Raw genomic sequence first — 21,061 nt, 5'->3', positions numbered from 1 at the left:
TTAGTTTTATACAGCTTGGATATAGGTATTAAAGTGTTAATTATTTTTATCTGATAATTTATCAAATATTAAATTTCTATAATATTCATATTGTTGTTGTCTTCTTGTTTCCTCAGCCGGAAGACCTATTTTTAAATTGTTGCACATAGTGTCAAAAGTATCTAGAATCTCGACTATTTTGTTTTGAGTTTCTAGTGTTGGTAATTTGATTTGTAAATCAAGAATTTGAAAATCTCTTAAGTAACCTTGGTTTGAGTTTTGTTTATTAGTCTCTAATTTCTCTTGAACACTCTTGCTGTTGAATCAGTATTGGAAAAATTTAATATTTATTATTTCACTAATAAATCTCAATAAATAAATATTTTGACCATAGAACATTGTATTTTCACCGACAATAGCACTTTGACCAATTCTTCCAATCATTGTGATTAGGAAGTCATTCTGATAAATTTCTCTATTTTTTCTAAATTTATAAAAATCTTCTTCCGAAATGTATTTAACATCATCAAAATTTATAATGTTATTAATTATATTTTTAGAAGTAATGTAAGGGATGCCATCTTTAATGTATCTAGGTGTAGATGGCATTAATCAAAATGAAGTCTCTAATAAGTTGCTTAAAGTTAATTCTAAACTACCGAATATATATTGAATTAACTTAATTAAACCTGTGGTTAAGTTATCTTCTCTCTCTCTCTCTCTCTCTCATTAATTTTTCAAATGAGTTAGTTTCAAGATATTCAAAGATTGAATCTCTATAAAATTCATATTGTTGTTGTCTTTTTATTTCTTCTGCTGGGAGTCCAATTTTAAGATCTTTGCAAATTGATTCAAAGTTGTCAAGAACTTTGACTATTTTTTCTTGAGTGTTAAGATCTGGTAAACAAATTGTTAAATCTTCGATATCTTTTTTTGATATTGTATATCTTTGAGAGCCTTTTGCTTTTTTTGTAAAGTATTTTTTTGTTAAAGAAGAATTGATATAGTAGTTTAAAAATTTAGAAGTAACTAAATTGTTTTTAAACAATCTTATTCTACAAATGTGATAGCTATACAAACAATTTTCTAAATTTTCTAAGACCACAGCACTTTTTGCTATTTCAGCAATCGTTTCAGAAGAGGGTGTTATAAATATGTCGCCCTTTAAGATATTACATTTTTCAATTTCATTCTCACTTGCACTAACAATCATTCCGGGAATTGCTTTGTTTATTTCATTGTTGTTAAAAACGTCTAGATAATTTAGAATTGAAACTCTTTTTTCGTTTTCTAATATTTTTTTATCTATACCTGTGTTTGAGACTTCTGCGATTTCGCTTAATTTTTTGCTAAAAGAATTAATGTCATTTGACAAATTGTTATTTGATAACAATTTGTCTCTGTAGTATTCATACTGTGTGGATCTAGCTTTCAGCTCCGCTTTCAGCTCCGCTTTCAGCTTTTCTGCGTAACTAGAAAAGATATCTAATATATTTGCTATATGCTTTTGAGTTTCTAAGTTTGGAAAAGTTACTTTAACTTCAGAAATTTGACTTACTGTTAGTAATGGGTTTGGAGATGATTTATTTACATATTTATCTAAATTGACTGAAAGATAAAAGTAAAGATATTTAGGTAATAGAAGTGATTTATCAGTTTCTATTGATCCACAGTGAGAGGTGATATTAAATTTACCTGTTCTATAAAAGGCAGTCCCAGCATAAACTCCATCAGTTGTTCAAGAAACATATTCACCATCATATTTGTAAGTGTTTATTTTTCCAAACTCTCCATTGTTTGTTGTTTGAGATGAATAAACCGGATATTCACCAGGATTGTTTTCAATAAAGTTTTTAGTTATCGATTCACCTCTAAAAAATTTAGCTATTTTAGAAAGATGAATAGTAATTGTTGTGTTAAATATGAATTGAATAAGTTTAATTAAGTTCACTATTGTATCTTTGTCTGATATTTTTTCAGTTAACTCATCAAATGATTCTGATTCAAGATATTCAAAAATTAATTTTTCATATATCTTTAGTTGTTTTTGCTTTTCACTGTGGTCACTTGATAAATCCACTTCTAACTCATAACAAACTTTTTCAAGATTTTCAATAGTTTCAATTATTTTGTTTTGGCAATTTATTGAAGGAATTGTTATGTCTATATCTAAGACTTTCAGTAAATTAAAATCAATTAAATCACTTTTATCTTTAACTAATTTGTGAATTAAATTGCTTTTTGTTCTTAAAAAGTGGTGTAAATACTTATTTGTTAAAATACTTTTATCATTTGATTTGATAATTGCAGGATTTATATCTCCATCTTGAGAGATAAATTCACTAATTTCCAGTCTGTTTTCATCAATCAACAAAACTACATCAGATAGTTTTTTAACTTCGATTGATTTGAATTCATTTTTAGGAAGTAAATTATCAATAAAGTCTAAATTAAGTTTATTTTCACTCATTTTACCCTCCTTTAGTTTTATAAGTCTTCAAGACTTTTGTCTAATCTTTCAACAATTTCATCAATTTTTGCTCTAAGCACTACTTGCTCTGCAACAATTTCCTTGATTTCTTGATTTAACTTCTTAATATCAATAGCTTCTCTTGTGTCTTCTTTTTCAACATAAGTGTTTACAGAAAGACTGTAATTATTATTTGCTATATCTTCAGTTCTAACAATTTTAAGGACATTTATTTTATCTTCGTCTGAATTGTATAAGTTAATAATGTTTTGAATGTTTTCATCGGTTAACTTGTTGTTATTTGCAATTTTAATGAACTCCTTACTTGCGTCAATGAATTTAACTTTATTGCTTGTTTTATTTTTCTTAATTACAAGGATGCAAGTTGAAATACTTGTTCCATAGAATAAGTTGTCTGGTAATTGAATAATTGCATCAACAAAGTTGTTATCTACAAAGTATTTTCTGATTTTAGCTTCGGCTCCGGCACGATACATAATTCCAGGGAAACAAACAATTGCAGCTGTACCATCTGCTGAAAGTTTGTGAAGTGCATGTTGGACGAATGCTCAGTCAGCTTTAGATTTGGGAGCTAGCACACCGGCTGGTGCAAATCTAGGATCAGCAATTAATGTTGCATTAGCATCACCTTCCCATTTAATTGAGTAAGGTGGATTAGAAACGATTACATCAAATGGTTCTTCCTCATCTAAACCAGGATGAGTTAATGTGTCATCACAAACAATTTTGAACTTGCTGTAGTTAATATCATGTAAGAACATATTGATTCTACATAAGTTATAAGTAGAAACATTTTTTTCTTGTCCATAAAGACCTTCTTTAATATTGTCTTTCCCGAGCACTTTAATTGATTGAAGTAATAAAGAACCACTACCAGCACACATATCATAAACTTTTCTAACTTCAGTTCTATTTCCAAGAGCAAGTTTGAAAAGTAATTTACTTACTTCTTGTGGAGTAAAAAATTCACCACCTGATTTACCTGCGTTTTGAGCATACATAGAAATTAAAAACTCATATGCATCACCAAATAAGTCAATAGTGTTGTCTTCAAAGTTTCCGAGTTCCATTTTTTTAACACCTGTAAGAAGTGCTCTTAATGTAGCGTTACATTTTGCAACTGTGTTTCCTAATTTGTTGCTGTTAACATCAAAATCTTCGAAAAGTCCTTTAAGGTCACCTTCACTTGAACGGCCCTTTGCAGAATTTTCAATGTTTTTAAAGATATTTTCAAGTGTTTCATTTAAGTTTTCATCGTTGGTTGCATTAGCTTCAACATTTGTAAAAAGTTGTGATGGGTAAATGAAAAACCCTTTTGCAGAAATAATAGCTTCTTTGATGCTATCGGTAATTTCGTCATCACTTAAGGTTTCATAATTAAAATCTAAATCACCAGTTTCGTGTTGAATGGCATTTACATATCTTGTGATACTTTCTGAGATAAAACGATAAAAAAGTGTTCCAAGTACATAGTTTTTGAATTCTCATCCATCAACTTGACTTCTTAATTGATCAGCAATGTTTCAAATTGTTTTATGCAATTCAGCTCTTTGTATTTCTTTTGTATTGTCCATAAAAATCCCTTTCATTTACACCTAAATTGTCGTTATTTTAAATTATATTAAAATATTTTATATTTTAAGCTAGATATATGCTATTATGCTGTTGATTTTTTATTTAAAAAACTATTTAAAACTTAGTTAGTTCATATAACTATTTTTGATAATAAATTGATAATTTTTGCTATCTAAATTTATTCTAAAAAAAAAAAAAAAAAAAACAAAGTAAATAGCCAAAATTACAAAAAAATAGATATGAGAAACTATTATTTCTAAATAATAAAAATATATTTTCTTATTAAAATTCATTTCTTAATTAAATATTCTATGTGCTACTAATTTAGCATTATTATCGTAAGTGTTGGAATGCAATGTTTTATTTAAAATTATCGATTTACATTAAAATCGACCTTAGTATGTAGTATAAAAAATGAATAAAAAGCTATGTTTCTGTAACATAGCAAACAAGATATCTTTCAGACTCAACTGTGTATCTAAACTATCAACCATACAAGCGACTCTGGTTTCTAGTATTTCACATACCAAATGTTATTTTTTATATCACTATAAAAATTATTTATTAATGTATATTCAGATAATCTTGATAGTAAATACAAGCTATTATCATCCTAGCTTTTACTTTTTTCTCTGTTGAATAATTCGCCTATTTCAAATAAAGCTTCAGAAAGTGTTAATTCATTATTTTTATTATCATCTTTATTTTTTCTTAAAAGCGGTATGCTTATAAAATCTTCAGGTTTATCAAAGTGTCTATTAATTTCTTCAGAAGACATTTTAGTTAAGTCATTAGCAAAAGTAAAACCTGCTTTTTCCAATGAAAAGCCAAAATAGATTCTATATGGTAATTTGTATTTTCTAATAACGTAATCTATATTTAGATTTTTTGAAAATTCTGACATTAAATCTTTGTCAGGATAAAAGAATATATTGGATAAGTAATGCAATTTATAATAAATTCTTTTAATAGTATTATCTACAGTAATGTCATTAAAATTCTCAATAATATCCCCTTCATCTGTAATATCTCTTATAGAATGGATAATTGTACTTTTTAATTTATTCTCATTTGGATCTTTATATACTTCCTGTAAGGTATATTGATTTTTATTTAATGCTATTTGAGACATTATTTTATTTATCACAACTCATGATAGTTTTCTATTCAAATCAAATTGATTTTTCATATAGATTTCTTTAAATAATTTTTTATCCATAATTTGAATAGAAGTTGTATCAACATATGAATCGTATTTTAATCCTGTATTTTCATCATTTGCTTGTATTAATACTTCTCCTAATTTAGGAACTTTATAGAAGAAAGGAGATTTTCATATATCAATTTTTGGTTGATTTTTCTTTTTCTTAATTGCAGTTCTTAAATTTAAATAACAAACTTTATGACCTATATAGAATGTTATAATGGGTCTGTTATTACTTCTTCATTCATCTTTATTATTTTTTGAAAATTTGCTCTTAATTCAATAGTGTCATTGTGATTTTCATCATTATCATATGGCGATATTAAATTACCTTTATTATCAACACAAGAACTAGGATTTTTGTTTATTGAATTTTGTTCTTTTTTTATTTCTGAAGATTAACATATAAAAATTATGATAAAAAAGCCATGTTTTCATCAAGAAAACACGCCCATACTATTCTGTTTCTGCGCACGGTCACCTGATATATAAACTATCAGCTCTACAAGCGACTCAAGCTTTTAAGTGTCTCATATATCAAATGTCAATTATCATTATAAAAGCTTTTTACAATTTTTCTGAAAAAATTTATAAAAATTTTTAATTTTTTAAAATCTGATATCAAAATATTTTAAAAATAATTATATTATTATTTCTATTATTCTTGATTTAGGAATATTATAGCCAAAAATTAATTTTTTATCTTTTTTATTTTAATGTTTCTCTAACCAAAAAAGTATAAAAAAATTACCAACTAAGTTGAAAATTCGATATTTTACCCATTAGAACCCATAAAATTTTAGTGTGTGGATTTTGATATCTTACTTAAACTTAATTTATGGATTTTTTCTATTATTTTATTGACTTATTTCGCCAATTTTAGCAACCTAAAAAAATATTGTAAAAAAGGTGATATAACTTTCTAAAAGTATTAAAATAGAAACATGCTACCAATTAAAAAGGCTATAAAAAAAATGACATATATGCAAATGCATACTTTTATATTTGCAATCTTTTTTTTATTAATTTCTGTAGTGTTTTTATCTCTTATAGGAATTAATCGTGGTCTATTTTTTGGGTATGCATTAGGTGGTCTACTAATTTATTTTTTATTTAAATTAAACTGACTTTTTGCGTATTTATTTCTAAGAAATAAAAAAACAAAATTGTATGCTTTATCGATTTTAAAATCAGTTTTATTTTTCTTAATTTTAGGCGCGATCGTGTACTTAATGTTTTTTATTAATACAGAGTACCTAAAACAAATGCAGATTACCGAATATTCAGTATTGCAAGTATTAGATCAACCGTTTAATTTCTTTGCATTTGCTGGAGGAATATTAACTAATATTTTTGTGATTATCATCACAGAAATAGTTAATAAAAAAATAAGAAACTAAAAAGAAAGGAGATGAGCAGGATGGATACATTTTTAAAAGGTCTTTGAGTTTGAAATCAACCACAAATGTTATCGCTTGTAGTTACTGTTTTTATAGTACTAATTATTTGTTTAGTTGTCTATTTCAAAGTATCAAAAATTAAACCAAATGAAGCTCCGAAAGGTGTAGTACTCATTGCTGAAGGTTATGTTAAGTTCATTGACAAAACTTTTGATGATGCAACTGGTGGAACACAAGTGCAAAATTCAAGATACTATATTTTGACTTTAGCTACTTTTATTCTAATTGGTAACCTTACAGCTGTCTTTGGTTTAGAACCGATCGTAACATCTTATTCAGTTCCGTTAACATTAGCTTTAATGAGCTGACTTGGTATCTTTGTTTGTGGTGCAGTGTATCGTAAGTGAAGATATCTAAAATCATTTATCAACCCACTTGATTTACCTGGTAAAGTATCTCCTCTTATTTCTCTTAGTTTTCGTATTTATGGAAATGTTATAGGAGGATCTACAGTTATTTTCTTATTTTATTCATTCTGTGGGTGAATATGGACAAAAGTAACAGGGTCAAGTAATCAACAATTCTTCTTCGGATTGATTTTATCACCTGCATTACACTTTTATTTTGACTTATTCGGTTCTACCTTACAAGCTTACATATTTTCACTTTTGACACTTGTATACTGAACTATTGAGTCAACTGCAGAAGAAGTTAAACCTAAAAAACTTAAAAAAGGTAAATCAAAAATTGTAAGAAGTAACAAAAACCTTAATTCACAATTATCACAAGCAATTTATTAAATAGAAAAGAGGATTAATTATGATTGAAACAGTAACAAAATTTTTAGAAGAAACTGCAAATAACACTACTCAAGCAGCTGCACAAAATGGTGGAGACATCAAATCAGGTCTTGTTGCTATTGGTGCAGGATTAGCTGCAATTGGTGTTTTAGGAACAGGTATCGGACAAGGTTATGCTGCTGGTAAAGCTGCAGAAGCTGTTGGAAGAAATCCTGAAGCAGAATCAAAAATCCGTTTAATGTTAATTATCGGTGTTGGTATTGCTGAAACAGCTGCTATTTATGCATTTATTATTGCTTTATTATTAATGTTCATTAAATAATAACTATGGTTCAAAATTTAATTTATCTTAAGCAAGAATCATTGAATCAACAAGTCCAAGAAAAATTCAATGGACTATTTCCAAGTGTTCCAATGATGATTGCTACTATCATCGCTTTTTTAATTGTGTTTTTATTACTTACATATCTTTTATATAAACCAGTTAAAAAGATGATGAAAAATAGAACAAATTTCATCCAAGAAAATATCAACAGTGCTATTAAACAAAAAGAAGACAGCTTAGAAGTTTTAAACGACGCAAACGAAAAACTTAAAGAAGCTCACAAGCAAGCAGATAGCATTGTTAACAAAGCAAAAATAAAAGCTGGTGAAGTTTCTAAAACTTATATTGACAAAGCAAAAGCTGAATCATATAGATTACTTGAAGAAACTAACCAAGATATAGCGTTGCAAAAGAAAGAATTTGATGCTAATGCTAAAAAATATGTAATCCAAGTAGCTACAGAATTAGCAGAGAAAATCTTACGTAAAGAAATTTCTCCAGAAACTCAAGATGAAATTATTAAAAACTATCTTGAATCAAGTGAGTAATTAACTTTTACAGCTATATAACTACTATAAAAGTAAAATATCAAAACTTTTAAGATTTTATTATGTACAAAAAAAGAAATACATCTGCATATGCAGTAGCAATTTATGACTTGGTCAAAAAACAAGATAAATTTAAATTAATTCAACCTCAATTTGAGGCTGTTAAAGATTTAATTGACACAATTCCAGGTTTTATCGAATATTTAGGAAACGACTTAATTCCTGAAGCTGAAAGATTCAAAACAATCGATATGGCTTTTGATAAAAATCAATTTGACTATATTGTAATTAACTCAATTAAAGTTATAGTTCAAAGAAAAATGGTGTCTCAATTAAAAAACATCATCATTGAATATTTAAAGTTATCAAATGATGCATTAAGAATTCGTTATGTAGTAGTTGAATCAGCCTTTCCATTAAGTGATGAGCAACTTCAACAAATCAATGACAAACTTCAAAAAGTTACAAGACGTACAATTGAAATTCACAATGTAATTAACCCAAATATTATTAGTGGATTTAGAATTGTGTCTAAAACCGAAGTCATTGAAATGAACATACTACATGACTTAAACAAAATCAAAAACGAAATTATTTTTAAACAAAAAGAAAAGGAGGTGTAATTTATGGCTATCAAATTAGATGATATTTCTGCAATCATTAAAGAAAGAATTCAAAACATTGGTAAGGTAGCTGACAGATCAGAAATTGGTCAAGTTATCTCAATTGGTGATGGTATTGCTGTTGTATCAGGTCTTCAAAAGGTTAAAAATGCCGAAATCGTAGTTTTTGACAACGGTGTTTATGGACTTGCTTTAAACCTTGAAGAAGAAACAGTTGGAGTTGCTTTATTTGGTGATGCTAACTCTGTTTCTGAAGGAGACATTGTTAAAAGAACAGGTCAAGTTATTGACGTAAATGTTGGTGATGCTCTTTTAGGTAGAGTTGTTAACGCCCTTGGAGAACCAATTGATGGTAAAGGTAAAATTCAAGGAACAATTAAAAGTGAAATCTTCAAAATTGCTCCTGGTGTTATGACTAGAGAAGAAGTTAACCAACCACTTGAAACAGGTATTATTGCGATTGACTCAATGATTCCAATCGGTAAAGGTCAAAGAGAGCTTATCATCGGTGACCGTCAAACTGGTAAAACAGCTATGGCTATTGATGCTATCATCAACCAAAAAGGTAAAAACGTTAAGTGTGTTTACGTAGCAATTGGACAAAAGAACTCAACAGTTGCGCAAATTGTTAACAAACTTAATGAATTTGGTGCGCTTGATTACACAGCAGTAGTTGTTGCAGGAGCTTCAGAATTAGCTCCACAACAATACATTGCTCCATATACAGGAGTTACTATTGCAGAATACTGAATGTCTCAAGGACAAGACGTATTAATTGTTTATGATGATTTATCAAAACACGCAGTTGCATATAGAACGCTTTCACTTCTTTTAAGAAGACCACCTGGTCGTGAAGCTTACCCTGGAGACGTTTTCTACTTACACTCTCAACTTTTAGAGCGTGCAGCTAGACTTAACAAAGAAAATGGTGGAGGTTCAATTACTGCTCTTCCAATCATTGAAACTCAACAAGGGGATATTTCAGCTTACATTCCAACTAACGTAATTTCAATTACAGATGGTCAAATTTTCACAAAAGAATCACTATTTAACTCAGGACAAAGACCTGCTGTTGACATTGGTTTCTCAGTTTCTCGTGTTGGTTCAGCTGTTCAAATTAAAGCTATGAAACAAGTTGTTGGTTCACTTAAACTTGAACTTGCTCAATACAACGAAATGTTAGCTTTTGCTCAATTTGGTTCAGACCTTGATGAGTCAACTAAATCAATTTTAGAACACGGTGCTAAAGTATATGAACTTTTAAAACAAGAACAATACTTTGCGATTCCACAAGTTACACAAGCTATTATTCTTTTAGGGGTTAAAGAAAGAATTATTAACCCACTTCCAAAAGAATACATTAAAGAATACAGAGATAACGTTATTGCATTTGTAAACAAAACAGCTGAAGGTATGGAACTTTTCTCAAACATTGCTTCAAAAGGTTTGTTCACACTTGAAGACTACCAATCAACAGAAAAAGTATTAGTTAAGATAGTACAAAACATCATCGCTACAATTCCTAACTATGATCCTAAGTTGCATAAAGCATTTCCTAAAAAATACAATGACTTACTTAAATAATTAAAATGGCAAACTTAAATTCAATTAAAAATAGAATTAATGTAATTAACAATACCAAAAAGATTACTAATGCTATGCAATTAGTATCAACTGCTAAATTACGTAGAATTAGAACTGAATTTGAAAGTATTGAAACATATTTAAATTCACTAAACGAAATGTTTAGAGAATTAGCATCACACGTTGAACCAAGAGAGTTTTACTCAATTTTCCCTAAAAACACTAATGTTGATTCTGATTTACACATCATCATCACATCTGATTTAGGATTATGCGGTTCATACAATACTAATATTGTTAAATTACTTAAAGAAACTCTTAAACCAAGCGACAAAATCATTGTGCTTGGAGGAAAAGGACTTGCTCTATTACATTCATTTAAATATGATGAACAAGTCATTTCTAAATACACAGAACTAGGAGATAAAATCTCTTATGAACTTAGTTCTGTTGTATCTAAAAAAGCTTTTGAAGAATATTCAAACAAAAGAGTTGCTAACATTTACATCTATTACACAGAATTTATCAACAACATTACACAGGAAGCTAAAAAACTTAAACTCTTCCCACTAGACATTGAATCTGAAAATGCTAGTGTGCAAGCTAAAAACACAATTGAATTTGAGCCTAACTCAGAAGTGGTGCTTAAAAACTCAATTCCACTTTACTTAGCAAGTATGGTTTATGGACTTGCTACAGGTTCAAAAGTTTCAGAAATCGCTTCAAGACGTAATGCTATGGAAAATGCTACAAATAATGCGACAGACTTAGTTGATGAGTTAAGATTACAATTTAACAGAAAACGTCAAGGTAACATAACTCAAGAAATCAATGAAATTGTAGCTGGTGCAGATGCTACTTAATTAAAATAAGGAGGAATGAATGGTAAAAAACAAAGGAATTATCGTTCAAATCTTAGGTCCAGTTGTCGATGTTAGATTTGAAGAAGGAAAATTACCTCGCTTACTTAATGCTGTTGAATTAGAACATGATGGAAAAGTTTACACATTCGAAGTCGCTCAACACATTGGGGATGATACAGCTCGTACAATCTCAATGGTTTCTACAAATAGACTTCAAAGAGGAATGGTTGTAACTGACACAGGTACACCAATTTCTGTACCTGTAGGAAACGTTGTTTTAGGTAGAATGTTTGACGTTTTAGGGAACCCAATTGACAACTTACCTTTACCAAAAGAAATTGAAAGAGATCCTATCCACGCACCAGCACCTTCTTATGAAGAACAAAAAACTTCATCAGAAGTGCTTGAAACAGGAATTAAAGTTATTGACTTACTTATTCCTTATGCAAAGGGTGGAAAAATTGGTCTTTTTGGTGGAGCCGGAGTTGGTAAAACAGTTCTTGTTCAAGAGCTTATTAACAACATAGCTACAGAGCACAATGGACTTTCAGTATTTGCTGGAGTTGGAGAAAGAACACGTGAAGGAAATGACCTTTACTATGAAATGAAAGCTGCAGGAGTTTTAGATAAAACTGCACTTGTATTTGGACAAATGAATGAACCACCTGGGGCACGTATGAGAGTTGCTCTTACAGGTCTTACAATGGCTGAATACTTTAGAGATAAACAAAATCAAGACGTACTTTTATTCGTTGACAACATCTTTAGATTTACACAAGCTGGTTCAGAGGTTTCTGCTCTTTTAGGACGTATGCCATCAGCTGTTGGTTATCAACCGACACTTGCTACAGAAATGGGTGCGCTTCAAGAAAGAATTACTTCAACACGTAGAGGTTCAATTACATCAGTTCAAGCTGTTTATGTGCCTGCTGATGACTTAACTGATCCAGCACCTGCTACAACTTTCACTCACTTAGATGCTAAAACAGTTCTTGACCGTGGAACAGCAGCACTTGGAATTTATCCAGCTATTGACCCACTTAACTCTTCATCAAGATTACTTGATCCATTAATTGTTGGGCATGAACACTACGAAACAGCTCAAGAAGTTGTTGCAATCTTACAAAGATTTAAAGAACTTCAAGATATTATTGCAATCTTAGGGATGGGTGAATTATCTGAAGAAGATAAGAAAATTGTTAACAGAGCAAGAAGAATTAGACAATTCTTATCTCAACCTTTCACAGTTGCTGAAAAATTCAGTGGTATTAAAGGTAGATATGTTCCATTATCTGAAACAATTAGAAGTTTCAAAGTTATTCTTTCAGGTGAATTAGATAACCTTCCAGAAGAAATGTTCAGATATGCTGGAAGCATTGATGATGTTATTGAACGTTACAAAAAATATCAAGAAGAAAATAACATTTCAACTGAATCATCAACAGATAAAAAATAATGAATAATACAACTCATTTATTAATAACAGTACCATCAGGTGTATTTTATGAAGGTGATGTAAACATTGTTACATTAAAAACAGCATCAGGTTACATCGGGCTTCAAGCTAATAGAACACCACTTTTCTCAAACATTGAAATTTGCAACTTATCAATCAAACCTGAAAATGGTGAAGAAATTCGTTGCTACATCGGTGGTGGTCTTGTATATGCTGATGAGAAAAAAGTATCAATCATAACAGATGATATTATCAATGTTAAAAACATTGATGTACAAAGAGCGCTTCGTGATCGTGATAAACTTATTAAACAAATCGAAGAGGCTTCACACAATGATTCAGTAAATAAAACAAAATTAGAGTCTAAACTTAAAAAAGCTCTTTTTAAAATTGATGCATACAATTTATTCAATAAATAATATTTGCAACCTTTTTAGGTTGCTTTTATTATGCGCTTGATGTAAAAAAAGGAAAACAAAAAAAGTTGCTATTAACAACTTTTTTTCATATGGGGCGAACGACGGGATTCGAACCCGCGCATGATGGGACCACAACCCACTGTGTTAACCACTTCACCACGTTCGCCATAAGTAAAACTATTATACCACTATTTTAAGCATCTAGTAAACAATTTAATTAATTTTTAGACCTTGTTTTAAGGTGTTAAAATCTATTTTCAACATTATAAAAATGATATAAAATTTATTTTATTTAAGGAGTATATTATTATGACTGAAAGAGATAAATACATAGACTTATTAGTAAAAATTGTTGATGCATTCGGTGGGCTTGACAATATTACTTCATTCAATAATTCAGCATCACAATTAAGATATGATGTTAAAAATGTTTCATTAGTTTCAAAAGCAGAATTTGAACAATTAGGTGCTACATCAGTTAAAATTTTCGAAGCACAAAAACACGTTCAAGTTGAACTACCAAATGCAGAAGCTTTAAATGCGCTTATCAAAATTAACAAAGACTTAATTTCAACAATGTGTAAATCAGTTGAAATTTCAACTGTTTCAACATCAAATAATGCAACAGCATCTACTCAAGTAGTTTCAGAATTAGAAATCTTAGCACCTGCTTCAGGACAAATTGTTTCATTTGAATCATTAAATGATGGTGTATTTTCAAATGATTTAGTTGGAAAAGGATTTGCAATCAAATTAGATGGAACATCAGGTAAAATTGTTGCTCCATTTGATGGAAAAATAACAATGCAACCAGCAAGCAAATCACAAGTTATCTTATCTAACACATCATTAGGTGTTGAAGCTGTTATTGTTTTTGGTTTAAACTCATACAAATTAAATGGGATTGGTATGGATGCTAAAGTTTCATTAAACCAAGAAGTTAAATCTGGAGATGAATTAATCGTTTTAGATTTAAACAGATTCAAATCAGAAAACATTGATCAAGAAATTATTTTTGCATTAACAACTGATTCAAAATTACAAAACTTTAAAAACTTAGAACACAAAAACATCAAACATTCAGAAGTTGTTGCTAAATTAGTTTAATCATTAGATTAAACTGAGTTGTAAATCAGAGCAGAAAAAATCTGTTCTTTTTTATTTATTAAAAAAATATTTTTTTGGTGATATATATTACAAAAAAGTTTTATAATAAAAGTACCTCATTATTTTTCATACTTAATGAGGTAACCTGGAATTAGAAAATATAAACTCTTTGATAGCATGTTTTTCCGGGATACAAGCACCATTTAAATGGTGCTTTTCTTTTTTTGTATTACAATTTTATATTATGAGTAAAAGCAAGAATACCAAAGGACATAGATGATTTAGTCACACAGAATTATTGACAGGTTTTATAGATCTAAAAACACGAGAAATTCACAAAGTCTTAATTTCAAATTCACTTTTAAAAAAGTTTGCTAATTTAAATTCAAATTCAAATATTGAGGATAATTTTTCAACATTTTCTGATAGTGATTTTACTGATAAGGAAATTTTTGAGAATGTTCAAGAATTATTTAATAGCAAGCAGACTAAAGTGGATTTTTCGACTTTGTATCAAAACTCAAACAATGAAGAAAAAACTAAATATGAAATATATACTGATGCCATTGAAAAATTAGCTATTGAAAAAATAACTGATGTTACAAAAGAAGCAAATTTTAAAGGTAAAATGCCAGAATACTTATTTAAAGCAATATGTTTCACAGATTCCAAAGTAAAGAATTGAGAAAAGTTTGATATTGATGACATATTGAAAAAAGATAATGATTTCATAAAAAATAAAAAAGTTGCTGAGTTTTTGGAAAAATTCTTTGAAAAAGGAAAAGATAACTTTGCAAATTATCCTGCTAAAAATAACAAATATTTTAATTGTGAAAAATTTGAACGAGATAATCCTATATTATGATTTGTATATTACTTCTTGAAACTAATATTTCGCGATGAATCACTTGTGAAAATATTCAATGAGAGTGAGAAGCAAAGATTATGATGATATATTATTTGTGGCAACAAAACAGAAGATTATCCTAATTCACTTACATTTATTCTTGCAAATTACTATCGTTTTTATGCTGAAACATCTTTATATCTTAAGGCATTAGAAATTTCTGATTTTAATCATATAGACTCAACTGAAGGAATATTTTCAGATAAAAAGTTTATGGTTGATTTAGATAACGTAAATATATTAAAACCATTTATTTACGATTTCAAGACGTATTCTGATTCTAACTATCTAAAAAGTGACCGAAATATTCATCAATTATGTTGGTATATTTACATTCTTATTAATAATAAAACCAACAAATACAACTCATTAATTGAAAGTATTGAATTTAAACCTGAGAAACCTACTGAAACAAATGTTATTGTTTGTGATCATCAGTTACCTGCTGAAAGCAATGGTGCTCAATTCGAAAAACAGATCTCTGTTGAAACTGATCTTACGAATGAAGTTGCAACTAAAATTATTACTGAAAGAAAAAATGTGAAGGTTAGAGCTGCGTGAACTTCCTTAGGAGCTATATTAACATTAATTTTGATAGGAATTCTTCTTGGTATTCTAAAAGCCGCTGGATTAATGTAACTAGGTTGATAAAAGTAAGATAGAAAATCTAAAAAAACTGTTTTTCTGTCTTATTTTAGCTCAATATGGCTGGTGGATTTGTTTTTATGAAAAGTATATTAAAATTCCTATCACTACTGAAGCGATAGGAATTTTTAATAATTATTAATTTTAGTTTTTTGATTCTTGTTCTAAAATTGATTTTTGTTTCTTGAAACAACCTAAGAATTTTTGGATTTTTGGTCTCATGTAACTTACAAATTTTGGTGTAACAAAGTATAAACATAAAGCGTACAAGATTACACAAACACCAAATACGACAGTTACATCATAAGGGAATAATAGTCATTTTGGTTGTCAACTAGCTTCGGCTTTGTCCGTTCCTTCGTTAACATTAATCATTCTAGGAACTCAAAATAGTGTGATTATAATTCCAACAATGAATACATAGTTAACAAGTCTTCAAACACTCATTTTTTCTTTTAAAACAACAAAGAAACCAAATGATAAAACTAAAATTGGAAAGAAAATTGATGCTAATATACGTGCATAAAGAGGTACATTATAAACAGAATTTGGAACGATTCTATCTCAAGGGATGATGTTTCCACTTGTTAAAATCATTGCAGCTGCTAAAACTCAAAATATTACTAAAAATGATATGTATCAACCATTAATTGGTTTTCTAAGTTTCTTTTCGTTTTTGTTTTCTTGTTTTTTATTATTCACGAGAATCTCTCAATCTCATCATTTTTAGGACAAATTCAGCAACAGGTATTGTTGTTGTTTCTTGTTTACCATATTCACGGTATGAAACAGTTTCATTTAATCTTTCAGCTTCTCCAACAATGATTTGGAATTTAGATTTTGACATTTGTGCTTCACGCACTTTTTTACCTAAACGTTCTTCACGGTCGTCTAATTTAGATCTAAAGTCTGTATTGAATAATAATTGGTTGATGTCTGATGCGTATTTCACATCTTCTGGATTATTTGTAGCAGGAATGACTGTGAATTGTTTTGGTGCTAATCAGAATGGAAGCACACCCTTTGTTTGTTCTAAAAGAATTGAAACAAAACGTTCATATGTTCCAATAAGACCTCTGTGGATCATGACTGGACGTTCTTCTTGATTGTCTTTATTTGTGTATGTAATATCAAATCTTTCAGGTAATAAGAAGTCAAGTTGTAATGTAGAAACTGTGATTTCGTGTCCTAAAGCTGTAAAGATTTGAATATCCATTTTAGGTCCATAGAAAGCAGCTTCTCCGATTTTTTCTTCGTATTTAACGCCTAATTCATTAAGCACTTTTCTAAGTTCATTTTCAGCTTCATTTCACATTTTGTCATCTGAATAGTACTTATCTGTGTTTTCAGGGTCCCTTAAACTTAAAGAAACATAACTAATTTGAATTTTAAAGATTTCTAATGTTTCTTTAATTAATTGATACATCGATTTGAATTCTTGAGCAATTTGATCTTTTCTAACAAATAAGTGTCCTTCTGTTAAAAGCATTCCTCTAACACGTTCAAGACCTGTAAGAGCACCTGATTTTTCATATCTGTAAAGTTGTGATTGTTCTGAATATCTAATTGGTAAGTCACGGTATGAACGTTTTTCTGTGTTGTAGCAAATAATGTGGTGAGGACAAGTCATTGGACGTGCAATTAACTTTTCATTTTCAAGCACAACTGGTTTAAACATATCATCTTTGTAGTGGGCTAGGTGACCTGAAATTTTGTAAAGTTCTTCTTCACCAAAGTGTGGTGTTAAAACTTCTGTGAAACCGTATTTTCTGTCCATTTTAAGAACAAGGTTTCTAATTTCATTGTGAATGTACATCCCATCTTCTAATCAGAATGGTAATCCTTGACCACCTAATTTGTTGAATGTGAATAATTTCATCTCTTTACCAATTTTACGATGGTCTCTTTCTTTTCTATCTTTAAGGATTTCTAAGTATTCTTCAAGTTCTGTTGCTGTATCTCAAGATGTTCCATAAATTCTTGTTAATTGGATGTTATCTGAATTTCCTCTTCAGTATGCACCAGCTAAGTTAAGTAATTTAAAGTGTTTAATGTGTTTTGTGTCTTCAACATGTCCACCAGCACATAAGTCAACAAAGATTGTTTCATTACTTAAAGGATCTACAAGAGCATAGAATGTAACTTCTTTACCTGATGCTACTAATTCATCATAAAGTTCTTTTTTGTAAGGTTTACCTTCAAATGAATATTCATCGATTGAAACTTGCTTCATAACTAAATTTCTTGAAGCAAGTTTTTTCATAAACTTTTCAATTTTAGGTAATTCTGTTTCTGAAAGTGGTTCAACAAATTCTAAGTCATAGTAAAAACCTTCTTCAGTAGCTGGACCAAATCCTAATTTAACATTTGGATAAAGTTTTTCAACAGCTGCACCAAGTAAGTGACTTGTTGTATGGTTAAGTTTTTTATTAGCTTTCATATTAATTTACCTCTTATTTATCATTTTTGGGTTTTGTCAATGAGGAATAGAGCCCCATTTTTTTCATTAACTTGTTTAAATTATAATCTGCGATTTTAGAAGCTCTAATTGCGCCTTCATCAGTTATTTTGTCAACTTCTTTTAAAGCTGCATTGTATTTTGATTGAATATCAATTAAAAGATTTTTAACTGATGTAGCAACTGCTTCTTTAAATTCTTTATAGTTTTTATCTTTAAATAATTCTTCTGCTTGTTCAAGTGTTATGTTGTTTAATGAAGCATAGATATTAAGTAAGTTTAAGATACCAGGTTTATCATTTGAAATATATACTTTACCTTCTGAGTCAGTAACTGCTTTCATAATCTTGTTGTAAGCTTGCTGTGGGTCTTCAAGTAAGTAAATGGTTGATTTGGCACCATGTTCGCTTTTTGACATTTTAGCAGTGGGATCAGTAAGTGATTTAATTCTTGCTCCAACTTTAGGAACAACTCCGTTAGGAATTGTGAAGTTAGCATTGTATTTTGAATTAAATCTTTCAGCAATGTTTCTGGTTAATTCAAGGTGCTGAGTTTGATCTTCTCCAATAGGAACTACATCAGGGTTGTATAAAAGAATATCAGCAGCCATTAGTACTGGATACATTAAAAGACCAGTAGGTATTTTAGAAGTCCCGTTAGCTTGTTTAATTTGTTGTGACTTATCTTTGAATTGGGTCATTCTTTGCAATTCACCAATTGTCGTTTCTGATGTACAAAGTCAATTCATCATTCCGTGCGCACTAACTTGTGATTGATAGAAAATTGTTACATTTTCTGGATTAAGTCCACAAGCTAAATAAAGTGCAACAATGGTTTTTCTTGCTTTTTTAAGTTCAGCTGGATCGACACTTCCGGTTGTAAGTGCGTGTAAGTCAGCTACAAAAATGTATGATTCATAATCATTTTGCATTTGCACAAAGTTTCTAATTGCACCAATGTAATTACCTAATGTTAAATCACCAGTTGGTTTTATTCCACTTAATAATTTTTGTTTCATAACACTCCTTAACTAATTAATAAAGTTATTTATTAATTATATTGTTTTTTAAATAATGTATATTCATTTTGTTGATTGATTTTACAAATGCAAATAGCTGAATTAATCAAACAAAATTAATTAATAAATTAAGCGAAAAGAAGCAAAATAAAAAATCTTTTTAAATAGGTTATATAGAGCTAAATAATAATTCATTATTTATAAAATAATGATAGAATAAATAAGCATAAAACAGCAGTTTATTATGACTTTTAAATAAATTTAACATGACTATAACATTGCAAGTAGATTAGCTGATTTAATCCAAAGCATTAAGTTAAATTTAACTAGTTAGAAATAAACCCTCTAAGTTATGCAGAAAGAGGTAAAAATACTATGTCAAGATACACAGGACCTGTATTTAAAAAGTCACGTCGTTTAGGATTCTCTATCTTAGAATCAGGTAAAGAATTCGCTAAAGGTAAAAAGAGAACTTATGCTCCAGGACAACACGGAAACAAACGTGTTAAATTATCTGAATACGGATTACACTTATACGAAAAACAAAAAGTTAAACACTTATTTGGTTTAAATGAAAAACAATTAAGAAGAGTTTTTGAAAAAGCTGTTAAAGCTAAAGGGATTACAGGGACAAACTTACTTCAATTATTAGAAGTTCGTTTAGACAACTTAGTTTATAGAGCAGGATTTGCTACAACAAGAAGACAAGCTCGTCAACTTGTTAACCACGGACACTTTGTTGTTGATGGTAAAAAAGCAAACATTCCTTCTATGTCAATCTCATTAGGTTCAGAAATTACTCTTAAAGAAAAATCAAGAGACAACAAACAAATTCTTGAAGCTATGGAACAAAAAGCTGCTTCAGCTTGAATGACAAGAAAAGACTTTTCAGTTAAATTAGACCGTTTACCAGAACGTAACGAAATTCACGCAGAAATTAAGGATGCTTTAATCGTTGAGTTCTACTCAAAATAGTAATTAGGAATATTAGGAGTTTTATTTATGAAAAAAGATATTCACTTACCATACCACGAAGTAAACGTTACTTGTTCAACTTGCCACAAAGTGTTCCAATTCAAATCAGTTAAACCAAACTTTACAGTAGACGTATGTTCAGGATGCCACCCAGTTTACACAGGGTCAAGAGCACAAGTTAAAGCGACAGGTAGAATCGACAGATTCAACAAAAGACTTGAAAAAATGAACAGTAAATAATTATTGTTTCATTTATACATCTAACTCAAATTACTTTATGTAGTTTGGGTTTTCTTTTTCACCTAGTAACAAGGTAATTTAGTTTATTTAATAAATTAAATAACTTAATAATAAAATTTCACTTTTATATATAAACAATTATAATTGTTAGATAATTTATAAACCCTTAAAGGAGCATTATGAACTTTGAAGAAAAATATTTTTTCTTAAAACCTGGTTTCTGATCTTGAACCGGTGGTGGTGAAATATCAGAGACAATGCTAGCTCAAACTAATTTAGGTCTTAGATTATCTTGAGTTATTGCTATGTTGATTATTTTTGTTATTTGAATCTTCAAAAGACAAATACACGAAGCAATTAAGCGTAAAAATGTGTCTGCAAAAACTCAAGAAATATTAATTAGAACTGCAGGAGCACTAACACTTACATTTATCGCTGCTAGAG

21 protein-coding genes and 1 tRNA gene are annotated in these 21,061 nt (G+C 29.2%); 14 read left to right on the top strand and 8 right to left on the bottom strand.

What is annotated here, in order from left to right; all coding sequences use genetic code 4:
• Positions 1 to 36: 36 nt before the first annotated feature.
• From ACMZI9_RS01640 to ACMZI9_RS01625, 4 genes are all read right to left on the bottom strand, one after another.
• On the bottom strand, positions 37 to 588 hold the full coding sequence (locus ACMZI9_RS01640) for a restriction endonuclease subunit S (RefSeq protein ID WP_416099122.1): 552 nt from the start codon (positions 586 to 588) through the stop codon (positions 37 to 39).
• A 91-nt stretch (positions 589 to 679) separates the two neighbouring features.
• Positions 680 to 2,449 (bottom strand): restriction endonuclease subunit S, encoded by a 1,770-nt coding sequence (locus ACMZI9_RS01635; RefSeq protein WP_416099121.1) that lies wholly within the window; start codon positions 2,447 to 2,449, stop codon positions 680 to 682.
• Positions 2,450 to 2,466: 17 nt separating this feature from the next.
• Positions 2,467 to 4,044 (bottom strand): type I restriction-modification system subunit M, encoded by a 1,578-nt coding sequence (locus tag ACMZI9_RS01630; RefSeq protein ID WP_416099120.1) that lies wholly within the window; start codon positions 4,042 to 4,044, stop codon positions 2,467 to 2,469.
• Between the two features lie 614 nt (positions 4,045 to 4,658).
• A complete protein-coding gene (locus ACMZI9_RS01625; RefSeq protein WP_416099133.1) occupies positions 4,659 to 5,528 on the bottom strand; it encodes an Mbov_0400 family ICE element protein in 870 nt (289 codons plus the stop codon).
• 665 nt (positions 5,529 to 6,193) lie between these two features.
• On the opposite strand from ACMZI9_RS01625, the gene ACMZI9_RS01620 reads away from it, so the two are divergent.
• From ACMZI9_RS01620 to atpC, 9 genes are all read left to right on the top strand, one after another.
• On the top strand, positions 6,194 to 6,649 hold the full coding sequence (locus tag ACMZI9_RS01620) for a hypothetical protein (protein WP_257088741.1): 456 nt from the start codon (positions 6,194 to 6,196) through the stop codon (positions 6,647 to 6,649).
• A gap of 20 nt (positions 6,650 to 6,669) precedes the next feature.
• Positions 6,670 to 7,449, top strand: a complete 780-nt coding sequence (locus tag ACMZI9_RS01615; protein ID WP_257088739.1) for a F0F1 ATP synthase subunit A — start codon at positions 6,670 to 6,672, stop codon at positions 7,447 to 7,449.
• Positions 7,450 to 7,468: 19 nt separating this feature from the next.
• Positions 7,469 to 7,771: an ATP synthase F0 subunit C gene (gene atpE / locus ACMZI9_RS01610; RefSeq protein ID WP_257088737.1), complete on the top strand. Its 303-nt coding sequence runs from the start codon at positions 7,469 to 7,471 to the stop codon at positions 7,769 to 7,771.
• 5 nt (positions 7,772 to 7,776) lie between these two features.
• Positions 7,777 to 8,322, top strand: coding sequence for a F0F1 ATP synthase subunit B (gene atpF / locus ACMZI9_RS01605; protein WP_416099119.1), 546 nt, complete (start codon positions 7,777 to 7,779; stop codon positions 8,320 to 8,322).
• 62 nt (positions 8,323 to 8,384) lie between these two features.
• Positions 8,385 to 8,945, top strand: coding sequence for an ATP synthase F1 subunit delta (atpH, locus tag ACMZI9_RS01600; protein ID WP_257088733.1), 561 nt, complete (start codon positions 8,385 to 8,387; stop codon positions 8,943 to 8,945).
• Positions 8,946 to 8,948: 3 nt separating this feature from the next.
• A complete protein-coding gene (atpA, locus tag ACMZI9_RS01595) occupies positions 8,949 to 10,529 on the top strand; it encodes a F0F1 ATP synthase subunit alpha (RefSeq protein WP_416099118.1) in 1,581 nt (526 codons plus the stop codon).
• A gap of 5 nt (positions 10,530 to 10,534) precedes the next feature.
• Positions 10,535 to 11,392: an ATP synthase F1 subunit gamma gene (gene atpG / locus ACMZI9_RS01590; protein WP_257088729.1), complete on the top strand. Its 858-nt coding sequence runs from the start codon at positions 10,535 to 10,537 to the stop codon at positions 11,390 to 11,392.
• A 19-nt stretch (positions 11,393 to 11,411) separates the two neighbouring features.
• Positions 11,412 to 12,848 (top strand): F0F1 ATP synthase subunit beta, encoded by a 1,437-nt coding sequence (atpD, locus tag ACMZI9_RS01585; protein ID WP_416099117.1) that lies wholly within the window; start codon positions 11,412 to 11,414, stop codon positions 12,846 to 12,848.
• Entirely contained in the window at positions 12,848 to 13,267 is a 420-nt protein-coding gene (gene atpC, locus ACMZI9_RS01580) for an ATP synthase F1 subunit epsilon (protein ID WP_257088725.1), read from the top strand. Before atpD ends, atpC begins: the two co-directional genes overlap by 1 nt.
• A gap of 90 nt (positions 13,268 to 13,357) precedes the next feature.
• On the opposite strand, the gene ACMZI9_RS01575 is transcribed toward atpC, so the two are convergent.
• A tRNA-His gene (locus tag ACMZI9_RS01575) sits at positions 13,358 to 13,433 on the bottom strand.
• Between the two features lie 143 nt (positions 13,434 to 13,576).
• On the opposite strand from ACMZI9_RS01575, the gene ACMZI9_RS01570 reads away from it, so the two are divergent.
• Both ACMZI9_RS01570 and ACMZI9_RS01565 read left to right on the top strand, forming a co-directional pair.
• Entirely contained in the window at positions 13,577 to 14,374 is a 798-nt protein-coding gene (locus tag ACMZI9_RS01570) for a PTS glucose transporter subunit IIA (protein ID WP_416099116.1), read from the top strand.
• Between the two features lie 244 nt (positions 14,375 to 14,618).
• Positions 14,619 to 15,920, top strand: coding sequence for a hypothetical protein (locus tag ACMZI9_RS01565; RefSeq protein WP_416099115.1), 1,302 nt, complete (start codon positions 14,619 to 14,621; stop codon positions 15,918 to 15,920).
• Positions 15,921 to 16,070: 150 nt separating this feature from the next.
• Here ACMZI9_RS01565 and ACMZI9_RS01560 read toward each other — a convergent pair whose 3' ends face one another.
• The 3 genes from ACMZI9_RS01560 to trpS are packed head-to-tail and all read right to left on the bottom strand — an operon-like array spanning position 16,071 to position 19,402.
• Complete coding sequence (locus ACMZI9_RS01560; RefSeq protein WP_416099114.1) at positions 16,071 to 16,628, bottom strand: hypothetical protein; 558 nt, start codon at positions 16,626 to 16,628, stop codon at positions 16,071 to 16,073.
• Positions 16,621 to 18,366, bottom strand: a complete 1,746-nt coding sequence (thrS, locus tag ACMZI9_RS01555) for a threonine--tRNA ligase (protein WP_416099113.1) — start codon at positions 18,364 to 18,366, stop codon at positions 16,621 to 16,623. The genes ACMZI9_RS01560 and thrS overlap by 8 nt, the downstream gene beginning before the upstream one ends.
• A 13-nt stretch (positions 18,367 to 18,379) precedes the next feature.
• Complete coding sequence (gene trpS, locus ACMZI9_RS01550) at positions 18,380 to 19,402, bottom strand: tryptophan--tRNA ligase (RefSeq protein WP_416099112.1); 1,023 nt, start codon at positions 19,400 to 19,402, stop codon at positions 18,380 to 18,382.
• Between the two features lie 375 nt (positions 19,403 to 19,777).
• Here trpS and rpsD point away from each other — a divergent pair, with 375 nt between their 5' ends.
• From rpsD to ACMZI9_RS01535, 3 genes are all read left to right on the top strand, one after another.
• Positions 19,778 to 20,377, top strand: coding sequence for a 30S ribosomal protein S4 (gene rpsD / locus ACMZI9_RS01545; protein ID WP_323176576.1), 600 nt, complete (start codon positions 19,778 to 19,780; stop codon positions 20,375 to 20,377).
• Between the two features lie 27 nt (positions 20,378 to 20,404).
• Positions 20,405 to 20,617 carry a 50S ribosomal protein L31 gene (gene rpmE / locus ACMZI9_RS01540; protein ID WP_323176577.1) on the top strand — a complete coding sequence of 71 codons (213 nt, stop codon included), beginning with the start codon at positions 20,405 to 20,407 and terminating at the stop codon, positions 20,615 to 20,617.
• A 179-nt stretch (positions 20,618 to 20,796) separates the two neighbouring features.
• Positions 20,797 to 21,061: hypothetical protein (locus ACMZI9_RS01535; protein ID WP_416099111.1), on the top strand; the 265-nt coding region annotated here is incomplete at its 3' end.

Source organism: Mycoplasma sp. 4079 (genome assembly GCF_047785185.1).
GTDB lineage: Bacteria > Bacillota_I > Bacilli_A > Mycoplasmatales > Metamycoplasmataceae > Mycoplasmopsis.
This window is presented reverse-complemented; position numbering and strand designations above follow the sequence as displayed.